Origin of the sequence: Bacillus sp. CCNWLW194 (assembly GCF_037120585.1) — a bacterium.
In the GTDB taxonomy this organism is placed as follows: Bacteria; Bacillota; Bacilli; order Bacillales; family Bacillaceae_G; genus Bacillus_A; species Bacillus_A basilensis.
Map to the genome: position 1 here is coordinate 1 of NZ_JBBBBL010000011.1, position 17,255 is coordinate 17,255.

15 protein-coding genes and 1 pseudogene are annotated in these 17,255 nt (G+C 33.7%); 5 read left to right on the plus strand and 11 right to left on the minus strand.

Annotated features, from left to right (window positions below; genetic code table 11):
• Window positions 1-60: 60 nt before the first annotated feature.
• Window positions 61-231 (minus strand): hypothetical protein, encoded by a 171-nt coding sequence (locus V7S50_RS22775; RefSeq protein WP_242255305.1) that lies wholly within the window; start codon window positions 229-231, stop codon window positions 61-63.
• A gap of 302 nt (window positions 232-533) precedes the next feature.
• Complete coding sequence (locus V7S50_RS22780; protein ID WP_242255292.1) at window positions 534-1,427, minus strand: LysR family transcriptional regulator; 894 nt, start codon at window positions 1,425-1,427, stop codon at window positions 534-536.
• A gap of 123 nt (window positions 1,428-1,550) precedes the next feature.
• Between V7S50_RS22780 and V7S50_RS22785 the strand changes: the two genes are divergently transcribed.
• A complete protein-coding gene (locus V7S50_RS22785; RefSeq protein WP_242255290.1) occupies window positions 1,551-2,516 on the plus strand; it encodes a quinone oxidoreductase family protein in 966 nt (321 codons plus the stop codon).
• A gap of 108 nt (window positions 2,517-2,624) precedes the next feature.
• Here V7S50_RS22785 and V7S50_RS22790 read toward each other — a convergent pair whose 3' ends face one another.
• The 6 genes from V7S50_RS22790 to V7S50_RS22815 all read right to left on the minus strand — a co-directional run bounded on the left by V7S50_RS22790 (window position 2,625) and on the right by V7S50_RS22815 (window position 8,622).
• Window positions 2,625-2,882, minus strand: coding sequence for a hypothetical protein (locus V7S50_RS22790; RefSeq protein ID WP_000905817.1), 258 nt, complete (start codon window positions 2,880-2,882; stop codon window positions 2,625-2,627).
• A 301-nt stretch (window positions 2,883-3,183) separates the two neighbouring features.
• Window positions 3,184-3,879: a hypothetical protein gene (locus tag V7S50_RS22795; protein ID WP_242255288.1), complete on the minus strand. Its 696-nt coding sequence runs from the start codon at window positions 3,877-3,879 to the stop codon at window positions 3,184-3,186.
• Window positions 3,880-4,150: 271 nt separating this feature from the next.
• The gene (locus V7S50_RS22800) at window positions 4,151-4,855 is read right to left on the minus strand and encodes a histidine phosphatase family protein (RefSeq protein WP_242255286.1); all 705 of its coding nucleotides are present in this window, start codon (window positions 4,853-4,855) and stop codon (window positions 4,151-4,153) included.
• A 162-nt stretch (window positions 4,856-5,017) separates the two neighbouring features.
• Window positions 5,018-5,542: a GNAT family N-acetyltransferase gene (locus V7S50_RS22805; RefSeq protein ID WP_242255284.1), complete on the minus strand. Its 525-nt coding sequence runs from the start codon at window positions 5,540-5,542 to the stop codon at window positions 5,018-5,020.
• Between the two features lie 6 nt (window positions 5,543-5,548).
• Complete coding sequence (locus tag V7S50_RS22810) at window positions 5,549-7,450, minus strand: endonuclease MutS2 (RefSeq protein ID WP_242255282.1); 1,902 nt, start codon at window positions 7,448-7,450, stop codon at window positions 5,549-5,551.
• A 452-nt stretch (window positions 7,451-7,902) separates the two neighbouring features.
• Window positions 7,903-8,622 (minus strand): hypothetical protein, encoded by a 720-nt coding sequence (locus V7S50_RS22815; RefSeq protein WP_242255280.1) that lies wholly within the window; start codon window positions 8,620-8,622, stop codon window positions 7,903-7,905.
• A gap of 376 nt (window positions 8,623-8,998) precedes the next feature.
• On the opposite strand from V7S50_RS22815, the gene betA reads away from it, so the two are divergent.
• Window positions 8,999-9,628: a collagen-like exosporium glycoprotein BetA gene (gene betA, locus V7S50_RS22820; RefSeq protein WP_242255279.1), complete on the plus strand. Its 630-nt coding sequence runs from the start codon at window positions 8,999-9,001 to the stop codon at window positions 9,626-9,628.
• Between the two features lie 94 nt (window positions 9,629-9,722).
• On the opposite strand, the gene amyS is transcribed toward betA, so the two are convergent.
• Entirely contained in the window at window positions 9,723-11,264 is a 1,542-nt protein-coding gene (gene amyS / locus V7S50_RS22825; protein WP_242255278.1) for an alpha-amylase, read from the minus strand.
• A gap of 215 nt (window positions 11,265-11,479) precedes the next feature.
• Between amyS and V7S50_RS22830 the strand changes: the two genes are divergently transcribed.
• Both V7S50_RS22830 and pepF read left to right on the plus strand, forming a co-directional pair.
• On the plus strand, window positions 11,480-12,277 hold the full coding sequence (locus tag V7S50_RS22830; RefSeq protein WP_242255276.1) for an arylamine N-acetyltransferase family protein: 798 nt from the start codon (window positions 11,480-11,482) through the stop codon (window positions 12,275-12,277).
• 117 nt (window positions 12,278-12,394) lie between these two features.
• Entirely contained in the window at window positions 12,395-14,182 is a 1,788-nt protein-coding gene (pepF, locus tag V7S50_RS22835; protein WP_242255274.1) for an oligoendopeptidase F, read from the plus strand.
• 35 nt (window positions 14,183-14,217) lie between these two features.
• Here the strand turns inward: pepF and V7S50_RS22840 are convergent, their stop codons facing one another.
• Entirely contained in the window at window positions 14,218-15,351 is a 1,134-nt protein-coding gene (locus V7S50_RS22840) for a serine hydrolase domain-containing protein (RefSeq protein WP_242255272.1), read from the minus strand.
• 355 nt (window positions 15,352-15,706) lie between these two features.
• On the opposite strand from V7S50_RS22840, the pseudogene V7S50_RS34090 reads away from it, so the two are divergent.
• A pseudogene (locus tag V7S50_RS34090) lies at window positions 15,707-15,834 on the plus strand (ABC transporter ATP-binding protein).
• A 99-nt stretch (window positions 15,835-15,933) separates the two neighbouring features.
• Here V7S50_RS34090 and V7S50_RS22850 read toward each other — a convergent pair.
• Window positions 15,934-17,178 carry an MFS transporter gene (locus V7S50_RS22850; RefSeq protein ID WP_242255269.1) on the minus strand — a complete coding sequence of 415 codons (1,245 nt, stop codon included), beginning with the start codon at window positions 17,176-17,178 and terminating at the stop codon, window positions 15,934-15,936.
• Between the last annotated feature and the right edge of the window lie 77 nt (window positions 17,179-17,255).

A 17,255-nucleotide genomic window follows, 5' to 3' on the forward strand; every position in this document is an offset into this window, starting at 1 on the left:
AATCTATAAAAGATAATAAAAAACTATATGGAAAGACCGCATTTTGTATAAAAATATACCTTAAGTTGATGGATGTGTTGCACTACCCCCATACACTTTCGTTATAGCCGGATTTTTCCCGTCATAATAACTACTAAGATCGGTAGCTGCAAATGTACTTTCTTGAAAACTAAATAATACCCCTACACTCGCTACACTTAACACACATACTTTCATGAACCTTTTAAACATTTCCAATCTCCTCCCTCAAAATAAATACGTATGATAAAGACAATCTATCCCCTATGTACGCCCCTCCTTTCATGCTTCCTAGAGGCATCTTACAGAAACAAAAAAATGTTGTAAATTCCCTTATGATTATTGGAATATACGAAGAAATTTACTTATCCTTTTAAGAAAAAAAGTTGAGAAATACACATTTTATAGCATCCTTTATTTCAAACATAAAAGAACCGATACTTGTTACATGCAAGCATCGGTTCTTTATACAAAATTGCTATTTTTTCTTTTATAGAAAACAAATATTTCTCCACTTAATCCGTTGTAAAAAACTCTCTTGTTACATCAATAAATTGCTGCAGTGGCACTGTCATCCATTTGTCTTTATGCCAAGCGATTTGCGTATAAATCGGAGGAATTGTTTCTTTTAAAACTAACTCCTTTATCGCCCCTTCTCGCATATCTTTTTCTACTACTATAGCTGGTAACACAGCAACACCTAAATCTGCAATGACGCATTGTTTAATTGCCTCGACACTAACAAACTCAATCTTATTTGCTGGATATATGTCTTTCGCACGAAATAACTCCTCAAATAAAGTCCGATATGAACACCCTAGTTCTGTTAATAAAAGTGTTTCCTTCTCTAAATCTTTTATAGAAACGGAAGTTTGCTGGAGTAAATGATGCTCTGGAGCAGCTACTACTTTTAATTCTTCTTTCATAAGCGGCTCCACATGTAAAGCATCTTCTGTTTTACATTCATCCAAAATAAATGCAAGATCGACTTTTCCCTCCATCAATTGTTCCTTCGCATCTTTATTAGAATGTGCTGGTTTAAATATAAGTTTTATTTGAGGAAATTGTGCTTTAAATCTCTTTAATATAGATGGAAGCCTATATGTACACTGACTTTCTTGTGCACCAATCGTTAACGTACCAGCTATTTCTTCATCATCTTTCACAGCCATTTTCGCTTCGTTACTAAGTCCAATCATCTTATCAGCATATAATTGAAACTTCCTCCCTGCTTCAGTTAAGAAAAGACGTTTTCCTAATCTTTCAAATAACGGCGTACCTAGCTCAGCTTCTAACGTTTTAATTTGCGCCGTTACGCTCGATTGAGCAAAGTTTAATTTCTTCGCAGTTTGTGTAAAGTTCAAAGTATCCGCGGCTATTTTAAAGGTAATTAATTGTTTTATCTCCATTTATCATCCCTCTTTTCAATCGAAATTTTCGATTGATCTCATCAAAATAATCCTCTTTGTCTATTGATATTTGTATTGTATGATAAAGAGCATCTACAAACAATATAAATGGAGGTATTCCATATGAAAGCACTTTGTTTCGAACAGTTTGGAAGTCCATATGTACTACAATATAAAGAAATACATGATCCAATCATAAATCCAAATGAAATTCTTGTACGTACGAAAGCAATCGGATTAAACTTCGCTGATATTTACAGACGCCGCGGCTATTATCATCTCGCTGGAAACCCGCCTTATATTTTAGGTTATGAAGGGGCTGGTATTGTTGAAAAAGTAGGAGCTGACGTTACTACTATCAACTCTGGAGACCGTATTGCATTTGCTGATGTCCCATTTGCAAATGCAGAATTAGTTGCTGTTCCAGCAGAAAAAGTAATCCCTCTTCCAGATTCAATTTCTTTTGAAACAGCTGCTTCTGTCTTATTACAAGGTCTAACAGCACATTATTTAACAAAAGATAGCTATCAAATAAATCAAGGTGATACAGCTTTAGTACATGCTGCCGCTGGCGGCGTTGGTCAACTTCTTATTCAAATGATTAAACTACAGGGTGGAACAGTAATCGGCCTAACTTCATCAAACGAAAAAGGAAAAGTAGCCACATTAACTGGTGCCGATCACGTATTTTTATATACTGAAAAATGGCATTCAAAAGTACTTGAAATAACAAACGGCACTGGAGTAAATGTTGTATATGAATCAGTAGGCTCTACACTTGAGGAAAGTTTTAACGCTACTAAAGTTGGTGGTACTGTCGTATTTTTCGGAATGGCTGGCGGTAATCCTGCGCCTGTAGATCCACGTATGCTTATGGATACTTCAAAAACTTTAACTGGCGGAGACCTTTGGAACATACTTACTACCTTTGAAGAACGTAAGCAACGCTCTACTCAATTATTCGATTGGATCGCTACTGGAAAATTAAACATTACAAGTCCTACTACATTCTCTTTACAAGACGGTGCTCGCGCCCATGAATTATTAGAGAGCAGAAAAAGTACAGGGAAAATTTTATTAATCCCTTAGTCGTTCCAATTTAAAAAGGAAGCAAGATTTTATTTCTTTGCTTCCTTTTTTCATTTTATTAATGTTCACTTTCGCTTCTTCCCAATAACCCTGTTATTTATATTCTTTCTATACTTCTTTTTCTAGACCGCTCATTTTTAAGTTCATAAAATAAACGAATCTAAATATTAAAGGAAAAAACAAACCTCCAAATATGAGCGACTCAATAAATACAGTATCAATAAAAGAAAAAATCCCAAAGAATATCATTCCAAAAAAATAAAATACAACTGCATTCCAATAAATAAAACGTGGAAATTTAGTTTGGAACGAATCACCTTTTTTACACGGTTTTCCAAATAAAAAATGAACTAATTTAATCAACATAATCACTTCTCCATATAATTGTTAATATTCTTTTCCTCTTAGAACTGAACATAAATAACATAATATGTATCATTTCGTTTGAATTTTCCGACACGAAAGTTATTAACTATGCCGAACACAGTATGCTTTTACTCATGTCCAAAACCTCATATACAGTAGAACCCCCTCCTATATATCGTTAGACTTTCTCGTCCATGACCTAAAAAAAGGGTTTTATATTATCACTTACTCTTCGACTCAAAAATTAATTAAATAAATTGAAAACATTATACAGTTGTTTCGCAAAGGCAACGATATATTTTTATTTAAATACAAATCGTCTATTGCCATTATCATGGTGCAATTCAAACATTACTGGATTACTAACAAATCGTTTTAACAAAACGTATGCCTCATGATCAGTTATTTCATTAGGAATATTAATTCCACTAAATGACGTTGAGGAAATTAATGTATGAAAATCATATTTGAACTCATAGTCTCCAATATACGCAAGCGCCAATTTCCCTTTCCATTCAATTTGATACGTCTTCCCTTCTAATCTAGTGAACTTAATATCATGAAAGGCTGACGCATCATGTCCAAGTAAATAAACATCAAATGCCGTTAACTCTAAATCTAAGTTCTTCTGTTCATCTTCGGATAAAAAATCAATTGCAAATTCCTTCCCATTTAGCATATCCAAGTCAAATGGTACCTCATCACTTCCTACACGAAATCCTTTAAAATCCCATTCTTCTGATGACAAGGTGCTACTATGGAAGTTGTTCCATACAATCTTCGCATGCCAATCATCTTCGTTTTCTTCATCTTCTTCGTCTTCTTCATCCAAATCTTCCTCATCATAATCCGCAGTCTCTAAATGTAAATCAAAATACAAACCAGCTATACCATTTAACTCTTCTTCCTCTGCATATTTAAAATGTGCACTCCACTTAAAATTAACAATTCGATGACCATTAGGCCACGGATTGTCCACAAAATATATTCGATCCATATTCACACGTTCCTTACTTTGTTTTAGTTCTTGTAAACTTACTTAAATTTCGAGATGTAAGACTATACCACTATCCATCCAATATATTACAAGACGATTCTTTGTTCCTAAGATGCTACTAAATACCTACCTCTTACTATATCATCACAATAATTATCACGGTGTATTTTTATCAGAACATTCAAACTAAAATCTATAAATAGTATACTAAAAAGGGAAAAGGAAGCTAGATTTTTCTAACTTCCTTTTCATATTTCTATTTGAGGTATAATTATATTTCCACACTCTCTTTCCCTTTTGCAACATAACTCATATCTCCAACCGACTCGACTGTATATGCTCCATCTCGATATACAATCTTTGTCACACTAGCATTTTCCACGCCAAGTTTTGTTTTACTACTGTCTAGCATTTCTATTAAGGTAGTAATCAAAAGCCCATGAACGACAACTAAAACGTTCCCGCCGCCATCTTTAGCTGCTTCTTCACTAATTTTATCAATCTCTGCTTTTATACGAGTAGAAAATAATTCCCAATCTTCCGCCTGTTTTGTAGGGTCTGCTGCTCTAATAAGATCAATAACTTCTTGAATAGAAAACTTCATAAGTTCTTCTGGTGATGCAACACCCGCAGCTTTTCCAACCGCATCCCACATATTATCAAGTTTTTCACCTTCAAAAATACCAAAATTTAATTCTCGTAATTTTTTTCTTTGCTCAAGTTTCAATTTTGACTGCTCACTATATTTTAATACTAAATTAGCAGTTTCAATCGCTCGGCCGCTATCACTACTATACGCATTCATAAAATGAATATCTTTTAATCCCGTTCCTAAATTTGTGGCAACTTCCACACCTTTTTCCACTAACGGAGAGTCTGCCCAACCTTGCGCGCGATGGTTCGTATTTAATATTGTTTTACCATGTCTTGTAACATATAACGTAACGACATTGCTCTCTGTTTCTCGATTCTTCATTCTTTTTTCTCTCCCTTTACATTTCTATCTCAATATTAACACCTCAATTATTCATTGAGCAAAATATATGTAAGTAGCTTCGCTTAATAAAAAACGCTACCTTTCTGTATATCCATACAAAAAGATAGCATCTTTTATGATTATATTTCTTAACCGATACTCCTACTCAGCAAAAGCACTCGAATATTGTACAACTCCTTCTACACTTTCAAGAGCATTCTCCCTTAATTCCACCACCATAAACACCTCTTCAGGCACTTCAAATGTTGCTTTTATATTCCACTCACTTGCTTTCTTAAAACCAAATTTCGGATAGTACTCTGGATGCCCTAATACTACTACTGATCCGTATCCAAGTTCTTTCGCTTTTTCTAACGCATAAGCGATAAGTTTACCGCCAATTCCTTTTTTCTGATGACCGCTAGCAACTGAAACTGGTGCAAGTGCTAATGATTCTTCAGAAGTTCCATCCTGTTCTATCGTAATTTTCGATAACATAATGTGACCGACTATTTCCTCATCTACCGCAACAATAGATAACTCAGGAACAAACGCATCACATTCTCTAATACGCTTTACAAGTTCATGTTCCTTTTTATCACTATACTCTTCATGTAAAAATGCTTCTTTTACAACTTCTTCTGTTTTTCTATAATCGCTTTTTTGTTCTTGCCTAATCGTTACCACTCTATATTACCCCCTATTCTTTCTTATTTCTTTTTGGATTTTACGAAGCGCTTTTTTCGATCCGCGCTCAATATCATGTTGCATTTTTCTTTCTTTATAATCGACAAATAGTGTATTTAAATCGTATCCCTCTGGATATAATTCTTTTGCTGCTACCTCTAAAGTAATACGTTTTACATTTACTTCAACAAATTCACCGTTATAATATACAACGACGTTATAAAAATTATCTATTTCCTTATAGATGATACCAAAATCATCATAATCTAATAAATTTACACGATCGCCCATTTTATACTCGTAATGATTTTCTCTTTTTTCTTGCACGACTTTCGGTTTTCTAACTTTGCTTTCATTCAGTTTTTCTAGGGCATATTCTTTATTTTCCATGTACTCTTTCGCTCTTTTCAGTACATGTTCTCTTACGTTCATTTTATTTGCAATCCAAAGTGCATTACTTTCACCTGATTTACCGATTACTAATTTATAAAGCGGTTCTAATGTCTCACTATTAAATTGCATTGCTGCATTCATAAAATCATCGTGTATTTCTGAGAAGCGTTTAATTTCACCGTAATGCGTACTCGCAACTGTAATACATCCTGCAAGATAAAACTCCTCTAAAATAGAAATTGCAAGTGCTGCTCCCTCATTTGGTTCAGTCCCGCTTCCTATTTCATCAAATAATAGCAACGTATTATTATTTGACATCCTCATAATCTCAGATAGATTTTTCATATGTGATGAAAATGTACTGAGTGCATTTTCGATACTTTGATTATCACCAATATCTACAAACACATTTTCAAAAATAGCAATTTCTGTTTCTTTATCTCCTGCAATATGCAAGCCTGACATTGCTGCTAATGTTAGTAGCCCAATTGTTTTTAATACGATTGTCTTCCCGCCCGCATTTGGTCCTGTAATAATTAAACTACGATAATTTTGACCGATTTCAAAGTTTAACGGTACTACTTTTCCACTTAAAAGCGGATGCTTACAATTTACTAAATGAATGTAGCCATGATCATTTAACTTCGGCTCTATTCCATCGATTGATTTACTAAACTTCGCTTTCGCAAATACCATATCATATTGACTAATTAATTCCATATTAATTTTTATATGATAAATGTTTTCTACTACCATTCCTGATAAAGTTGCCAAAATTTGATACTCTTCCATCGCTTCTTCTGCTTTCAAACTTGCAAGTTCCCCATTTAACTTTGTAACCGTGTGTGGTTCTATAAATACAGTAGAGCCTTTAGCGGACGCTTCAACTATACTTCCCGCAACTTGATTTTTATAAGAAGATTTAATTGGAATCGTATACCTATCATCCTTCTTACTAATAAAGAATTCTTGAATATACTTCTTATTTGTACTATTATTTAAAAACTTCGTTAAACGCTCTTTTATTTTTCCGTCTACAGAATCGATATTATTTCGAATTCGTTTTAACTCTTTACTAGCGGCAGAATCAATACTATTGCCTTTTATTGAAAAATTAATTTCCTCTTCAATACTTTTATATTCAGTCATTGAATTTGCATAAGAAGCTAATACTGGCGCAAAAAATTCTTTATCTAACATAAACTTTTTAATCTTTCTACAGCCGCGTAAAAAGTCTGAAACACTTACTAACTCTTCAGGGTCTAAAATCATACCTTTTTCTAATTTTTGAATTGTACTTGCGATATTTGAAATTCCGAAGAAAGGAACATGCCCTTCTGCATCTACTATAGCTCGCGCTTCCGTCGTTTCATTCAAGCGATTCCTCACTACTTTTATACTCGTACTAGGTTCTAATTTATTTAATAATTCCTTACCTAACCCACTTACACAATAAGATTTCACTATATCCTTTAATTCGTTATATTGTAACTTTTCAAAAGTCATCGTATTCATTTTATTTCTCCTCACTATGATTGATTTCTATCATCAATGAAGATACCTACTCATTAGATTCCAATGAGCTCTACATTATTCAATTACCATTTTTATACATTAAAAATATATACAAAAAAGCTGCGGGGATACCGCAGCTTTTACATTTACAAGGCATGAGTAATAACATATGAGGAAATAAACCATAAAAACGGATGGAAATCCCCTTATTACACGCTTTATAAAGTATTGTAGGTATCTTCATAGGTATCGAAATAAATCCATGACAAAATTAGGGGTATGGTATACATAAAAATCCCCTGGTCTTATCCGATTTATTTCATTAAATTTTTCCTATTTAGTACCTACCGCACTCACAAAAAGCACCTCTCATTAATTTATATTATAGTCATTGAAATCTAATTTACTGAAATCATCATACTATATGTTTTATAAGAAGTAAAGGTGTCAGACTATTTCCTTGCAGATTGTAAAGCTTTCATATAATCAGCCTTTTTCTCAAGGGTCGTTTTCGCATCTTCAGCCGTTACTATATAATCTACCGCAATATGTTGTAATACGTCCTTATTAGCATTGGGTAGCTGAACCGTTATATCATCCACACAACTCTTACTATTTTCAATCGTTTTATTGAATTCCTGAATATTTCTCGCAACTTCCGCTAATGTTTCCATATGTGCCCGGTTGTCTAAATCCAAAAAGATATTACTTCTGAAAACCGCCGTAACATAATGCTTCGGATGTTTCTTCGATATTTTTTTCTCTGCATCCTTACCGAAAACAGTGTCCCCTGTTTGCATTTCCTCGAAAGTAAGTATAGTATTAGTCCCTTTTTCTTCATAATATGTATTGAATCTTTCTCGTAAATCATTCGCTTCTTTTTTTATTTTATAGTTATCATTATTTACCTTTGGAGAGGTTCGTCCATCGAAATACATTTGAAATTGCAAATATGGTTCATCTACTTGCTGTACATAAGCTATTCGTATATCTGGTCCTAAAAAATCCTTACCTTGACTAGGTATTTCAATTCGATCTAGTTTCACAGAAATACCATGCTCCGATTTTGTATAACTTTGTGCTTTTTGTTCAATTTCTTCATCCAATATATCACATGATGTTAATAGTAATAAACTAAACATTATGCTACATTTCATTATTGTTCTTTTCATATTGCCTCTCCTTTTACTACTACTGCCTATACAAAAATGTCCTTATGGATTTTAAATTACGATTTATATAAAGAACTTCTTCTAATAATCATAAGTATAAAAAAAACTATCAGTTATCATTTTACACTTATAGTGTAATTTTACACTATAATCATTTTATCGTAAAGCAAATATAATCTCTATTAAAATCCGTTAAAAACATACTAATATTTAATTCTATAGCAATCACAGTACGGTTTTTATTGTCTCCAACTTTAAAATAACCACTTTAATTTCACTGCGAAAAAATTTAATAAGTGCCTCCGCTATTGCGAATGTCATTTACTTTCCCTACTACATTTAATAATTATGACAAGCAATCATAGGAGGTTACTATATGAGCGAAGAATATATTATTTTACATGGAACTGCTCTTGAACCAAATTTAATCGGCCCCACACTACCACCAATTCCACCATTTACATTCCCTACCGGACCTACTGGAATCACCGGACCTACCGGTGCGACAGGTTTTACTGGAATTGGAATTACTGGTCCCACTGGGGGTACAGGACCTACTGGAATTGGAATTACTGGTCCCACTGGAGCAACCGGTTTAGGGATTCTTCCCGTATTTGGAACAATAACTACTGACGTAGGTATTGGTTTTTCAGTAGTAGTTAATACAAATATTAATTTTACCCTTCCAGGACCTGTTAGTGGAACTACTCTAAACCCAGTAGACAACTCCATTACAATTGATACCACTGGTGTATACTCAGTATCCTTTTCAATCGTATTTGTGATACAAGCTATTTCGTCTAGTATATTAAATCTTACAATAAACGATTCAATTCAATTCGCAATTGAATCACGAGTTGGTGGTGGTCCTGGGGTAAGAGCTACATCCGCCAGAACTGATCTATTATCTTTAAACCAAGGAGATGTTCTTCGAGTACGAATAAGAGAAGCCACGGGTGACATTATTTATTCCAACGCATCCCTTGTTGTCTCAAAAGTCGACTAGTTCATTTATTAAAATAACGATTTAGGAATGATAACAATATAAAAAGAAGAGGAAAACTTATATTTCAGTCTACCTCTTCTTTTCTATTAACAATTCACCGCTGAACATATATGGAAACTGATCCTCCACTTACATGGAACTGCCCCCATCCATCCTTATTAATTGTTACAGTATTTGTTTGATTACCCGTCATATCGTGCCATACTTCCCCTGCATTATTCTTTCCAACATCCATCCACTTTGATCCTCCCGGTCCATCAGAGATTAATGTCGCTAAACCAGAATTAGCATGTACACTATCACCTTCTCTTGTCCATCCAATCACATCTGGATGGTCTAAATAATCACGCTGCGTACCATATGCAAAGTTTTTTCGTGCTGTCAAAATCGGATCAATTTTATCTTTTAACGCTGGAATTTCATAACTACTATTTCCGCTTGTCCCATAGTAATCACCATAAAAAACTGAAGGATAGCCCTCTGCACGAGTTAAAATAAATGCATATGCCAACGGTTTAAACCACGGACTGACTACAGATTCCAATGACTGACCAGGCTGCGAATCATGATTCTCAACAAGAGTAACTGCGAGTGCAGGATGATTTTGCATTACTGTTCCATTTAAAATATTTCTCATATCATAATTCCCATTTCCTTTTGAAGCATAATGAAAATTGTAATGCAGTGGTGCATCAAATACAGATTGATTATAATTGACTTTCGCTAAATAATTATTTAAAGTTTGGATATCTTTTTGCCAATATTCAGCCACCGTAAACATTTCTTTCCCCGTTTGCTGCCTAACATGATTTACCCAATCGCGTAAATATTCATGATCAATATGTTTAACAGCATCTAAACGAAAGCCATCTAAATTTAATTCATTCGCATACCACGTCCCCCAATTTTTCATCTCATTCGCAACATCTGGATGATCAAAATCAAGGTCTGCATACATCAAATAATCATAATTTCCATTCTCACTAGACACTTCCCAGTCCCATGCTTTACCTATACCCCTAAATTTATAAATTCGATTTAATTTCCTTCCTTCATCCCAATCCGTTCCGTCAAAATGATACCATTTCCATTTGAAATTAGAATAAGTATCTCCGCGCCCAGGAAAGTTAAACCCTGTCCATGCATTAATTTCATAATCACCCGATACCTCAACGTTTCGATTATTACGGTCTACCTCAACAGCTGTTACAGTTTCAGTATAATCTGCTCCACCTTTATGATTCATAACTACATCACCGTATACATCGATGTTTTGTTTATGTAAAGCTTCAATTGCAGATTTCAATTGTGCTTTCGTCCCATATTTTGTTCGTACCGTTTCTTTTTGATTGAATTCCCCTAAATCATATAAATCATATGCTCCATATCCTACGTCATTTTGCGTAGTTCCTTTATATGCAGGCGGTATCCAGACAGATGTAATTCCTTTTTGAGCTAAATTTCCAGCATCCGAATGCAAGCGGTTCCAATGATTCCCATCATTTGGAGCATACCACTCAAAATACTGCATTAACGTTCCATTGTTAACCGTATCTGCATACGCTTTACTCTCCCCATATATACTAGGTAAAAACAAAACAACCGACAAGCCGACTACTGTTATTTTTTTTAACATATTTAAACCATTCCTCCTTAGAAAACGTTTGCATAGTTTATCGGAATTATTATAATATTCGTTCTACAATTAGTAAAGTAGCAATCTCTCATTCTCCCATATTATTTTTTAGTCTAACTTCAAATATTCAACCAATACTTCAACGTAGTTTTCATTTCACATCTTATTCAAGATTGTTTACAATTTATCTATAAAAGCATAACGGAGGGATTTCTATGACCGACTTTCAAAAGCAATTTTTTGCAAGATTAAATATTGAAGAAAAAGAAAAAGACAAAGTTTCATTTGAAGATTTACCTAACATTATGTACGCAATGGCACAAACTGTCCCATTTGAAAACTTAAATGTTCTCGAAAAGAATTTTAAGGAAATATCAAAAGAAAATCTAAAAGAAAAAATTTTAGTAAACAATCGTGGCGGTCTTTGTTATGAACTCAATCCTACTATGTATTATTTCCTTAAAGATGCTGGATTTGATGTTCATCTCGTTTCAGGAACAGTATATAACGCCGCAAACTCCATATGGGCTGTTGATTCTGGTCATATCGCAACCGTTTTAACACATCATAATGAACTTTATTTAATTGAAGTAGGATTCGGATCATACTTACCTCTTGCACCTGTCCCTTTCTCAGGTGAAGTCATTCACTCCGTTACAGGAGATTATCGTATTCGTAAAGAAATGACCGAAAAGGGAAACTATATGTTAGAGATGCGTAAAAATAATGAGTTTTTGGATCAATCTTCTGCTGGTGATTGGACGTTAGGCTATGCATTTTATATAGAAGAAGTGGATGAAGAAAAAGCAAATACCGCACAAAAAATTATCGTTGAACATGATGGCTCACCATTTAATAAAGTACCTCTTATTGTAAAACTAACTGAAGATGGGCATGCATCTTTAACAAAGGATAGTCTGACAATAGCGAAAAACGGTAAAAAAACGAAAGAAAACGTTACAGATGTGCAATATAAAAATCTTTTACATTCAAAATTCGGAATTACATTATAATTTTTCAAGCCTTGCCATTTTAGCAAGGCTTTTCAATTTTCAGCAGGGATTTTTTGCAATTTGTTGTATTTCATAGTTATATAGAAATATAACTACATGTATAGAAAGGAAATGATTATGACAGAACTTAAAGATCGATTACAAGTAGATGAGAAAGAGAAATGGGATTTAACGGATATCTACCATACAATTGAAGATTGGGAAAGCGATTTTCATAAAATTGAAGTGTTAACGAAAGAATTACACGAGTTTAATGGAAATATTCACGATGGCAATAGTTTATTAGCTTATTTAACGAAGAGTGAAGAAATATCTAGCATAATATCTTTAATGTTTGCTTATGCACGATTACAATCTGATCTTGATACGCGCGATACTGACGCCCAATCGCTTGTCGATAAAGTGTCACAATTACACGTGAAAGTAAGTGCGGCTAAATCTTTCTTTTCTCCATTCTTACTTAGCATAGATGAAGGCACATTACATTCTTACATAGAAGAAGCAGAAGGCTTACAATATTATAAAGAAGACTTATTTGAATTATACCGTTATAAAAAACACGTATTGAATAAGGACCAAGAAGAGATTTTATCACAAATGGGTGAAGCACTTTCCTCTCCTCAGCATACATACGGCATGTTAAATAATGCAGATATACTATTTGGAGAAATTACAAATGATGATGGAGAAAAAGTAAATTTAACACGCGGAATGTATGCAAAGTTAATAGAAGATGAGAATCGCGAGAAACGTAAAGAAGCCTATAAAGCTTATTACAAACCATACGTTCAATTAAAGAATTCTATCGCTTCTACTTTATCTGCTGCTATTAAAAATAATGTTACTATTTCTAAGCTAAGAAACTATCCATCGGCGTTAGAGAAATCATTATTTGGCGATATGGTTCCGAAAGCAGTATATGAAAACTTAATTGATACAACGAAAAAAAACATTCAATCATTACATACTTATAATAAACTTCGAAAAGAAAAATTAAATGTAGATGAACTACGCCAGTACGACTTGAGCGTTGATTTAGTAGCTGGTGTAAAACAAGACATTCCATACGATAGAGCGTTTGACATCATGATTGAATCACTAGCTCCTTTAGGTGAAGAATATATTGAAACATTAAAGAGCTTTAAAGATAAACGTTATATCGACGTGAGAGAAACTCCAGGAAAACGTTCCGGTGCTTATAACTTTGGTGTATACGGCGTTCATCCATTCATTCTTTTAAATCATCATGATGATTTAAATAGTCTTTTCACTCTTACTCACGAATGTGGGCACGGTATGCATACGCACTACTCACACGGATACCAACCAAGAATTTCTGCACACTATACTATTTTTGTCGCAGAAGTCGCTTCTACAGTAAATGAAGTGCTATTAATTCATCATTTATTAAAAGAAGCAAAAGATGCTGATGTACGTAACCATTTAGTAAACCATTTCATTGAGAAATTTAAAGGCACTTTCTTTACACAAATTATGTTCGCTGAATTTGAAAAAATCACGCATGAAATGGCGCAGCAAGGTAAACCATTAAATGCCCAAGTCTTTAGCGACGTTTATGAAAACTTGTTCAGAGAGTATAATGGCGACTCCCTCGTATTTGACGAAGAAGTAAAATACGGGTGGGCTAGAATACCGCATTTCTACCGTCCATTTTACGTATACAAATACGCAACTGGATTCGCTTCTGCAATCCAAATTGCCGATAAATTATTGAGCGGCGATCCAAATGCTCAAAAACACTATATTGAATTCCTTAAAGGCGGAAGTTCAGACTATCCATTAAACTTATTGAAAAAAGCTGGTGTTGATTTAACTACGCCAGAACCGATTGAAAGTGCATTAAATCGTTTTAGTGAACTTGTTGAAGAGTTTTCAACTTTATAAAAAAGAAGAGCCTCTCGCTAGAGGCTCTTTCTCTTTCATGCTCCCTTTCCTTCTATTAAATCATTCGCCATTTTCCTAAACTCTTGATTAAATGCATCATTCATACCATTTTGGACGTTAGAGAACAATATGACAAACGTTCTTTTATCCCAGTTAAAATTATTAAAAGTATTCCAGCCTGCTAATACCCCGTGGTTATGATAATAATCTGGATACGTATAGAAACTAAATCCATACTTTCTTGCAGGTGATGCAGTAAACATATCTAATACACTTTGTCTAGATAACAGTTTTCCATTCATAATAGCCTCATCTAGCCTTTTCATATCTTCAACAGTCGTATACATTTCACCACATCCATACAACCAGTTCATTTTTAAGCGAGGTGCAGCTATTAATTCATTATCTTTTCTCGTATAACCTTCTGCTAAAAAAATATCTTCTGGGAGAGTTGCCCCCATTCCAGATTCATGCATTTCAACAGGAGTGAAAATATTTTCTTTCACATATTCAGCGAGCGGTTTATTCGTAATTTTTTCTACAATATACGCAAGCACCATATAATTATAGTCTGTATATTTCCATCCTGTCCCTGCAGGAAATTGTAACGCTTGCGAACCAATCCACGTTACTAACTTTAAACGTGACGCCGCATCCACCCTACCTTTTCCTTGATCTGGTAACCCTGATGTGTGCGTTAATAAATTTCGTAACGTAATATTTTTATCTGCCGGAAACGATGGAATATACTTATTTACATTGTCTTCAATATTTAATTTTCCTTTTTCTTTTAGTTGCATGATAGATATTGCAACGACTGTTTTCGTAATAGAACCAATGCGATATTTCGTTCTTGGCATTGTGAATACTTTATCTTTCACATTTGCATACCCATAACCTTTTCGTAAAATCACATGGTCTTTACTAGCTACAAGAACACTACCATTAAATCCTTTATCTTTTAAATATTGATCTAGTTTTCCAGCTACAACTTCATAGTGCTTTTTCTCATTGGCATCAACTTTTTGCATATCGTCCTTTTGCTTATTATTCAAATTAGAAAATGCCTTTATATCATATTTCTTACCTTTACTTGCATGTATGAGTGCAACGACACTTCCAGAAAAAACAGCAAAAATAAAGAAAACGATTAACCATTTCTTTAACATAATAGGAACCCTCTTTTATCTAGTTTCACTTAACGCGCATCCATTCTATTCTATATCTATTAATTTTCAAATTTTTTATAATACTACCTATTATTCACCTAAATGAACTAGATTCCTTTTTCTCATATTCAGTTTTTGGCTACTCTCTATTGTATTTCTTTCTTGCAAAATTTCCACCATACAATCGGATGCACCCTACTATAATTTCAACATCTTATGTAACATTTGTTACACACTATAAGAAACGGAGTTGTTAAGATGAAAAAAACAGATAGAGACAATTGTTTAGGTGATATGACGTTTCATTATCCTACAATAGAATATAGTTATAATTTAATATTAAGTAAAATAGATTATGACTTTAAAAGGAAATGATACTAAAAATTTTCAAACAAAATAAATCATGCAAATAACGATAAAGAAAAACAAATCATTATGGCTAAAATTACAGGCAATTTCAAAAGAGGCAATGAACTTCATTGAAAATGAATCTCATTTATATTTTGATTATACAACAAATAAAAAAAGAAATGTCGCTCACTCGGCATTTCTTTATATTTTCTTCATAAAAAATTTACATTGCTAACTTTCTTTTATTTTTTTGTTTTTTCTATATAAACTGACTGCTGAGATACTTAACAATACTACTATACATAACCACGCATACGCATACCCTTTCTCATCCACAATATAACCAAATAAAACAGGTGCAACAATAATAGCAATTTGATTTAATGTAAGTGCTACACTCACTGTTATTCCTACAGATTCTTCACTTGCCAATTCAGCAACTTCGGCTATAAAAAGACTAAACCATCCAATTGAAAAGAATCCTAACAATGCACTTACACTATACAAGACTCCACTCGTTATTGTATGTATATTCATTACTAACAATAAAATCAAGCCGATAGAAGCGCAGACAGCTATAAATAAAGGTATACGCCGATTCCCCTTATAAAACACATCACTAATAGTTGCTAATGCAACACGACCAATCATTCCAGAAAAGAACATAACTGAAAATACTGTTCCGGCTACAATAGATGTAATCGATTGTTCCCCTGCTAAAAATTTCATGAAGTGTCCAACTAACACCATTTGTAATGAAATCATGCAAATACCCGTTATATAAATTGGATACAACTCTTTTTTACATATCACTACTTTTAGCTCCATCCAAAAGGAAATTTTAATATGTCCTTTCCTCGCTTCCTCCTGAACATATGGCTCTTTATAAAACACAAAAAATAATACTCCTCCAATTATACAAATGCATGCGATACTATTTATCGCGTAAGTCATATTATATTGTACTGTAAGAAAGGGGATTAACACTCCCGCTAACGCGCCACCAATCGGTATACCAGCTTGCCTTATTCCCATCGCTAATCCGCGATTTTCTTTTGGGAACCATTTTAAAATCACTTTACTTCCTCCTGGCTGGGAAACACTATAAAACATTCCTATTAATAAAAGTACAAATAATAACCCATTAAATCCACTTACTATATTAGTCAGTAAAAGCGAACTCCCTAGCAAAAATGAACTGATAGAAATTAATATTTTTTCATTATATTGATCAAGTAGCCGACCGACAAAAAGCATACAAAATAACGGTCCAACATTTACAATACTTACTAACAATCCATTCTCCATATTCGTAAGCGCATATTCTTCCTTCCAAAATAAAGCGAAAACCCCGACACCATACGTTATTAGCGTCGCTGTTGTTTGAGCAATCGTCGCAACAATTAACATAACCCACTTATAAGTACTGTTCATCCTTTCTTCCATTAACACAATAATCCCTCCATCCTCTTCCATTGTATGAAAGTTCTGATATCATATAAAATAAAGATTCATCATATAATCCATCAAAAAAAATGATACCTTTTCGGAGG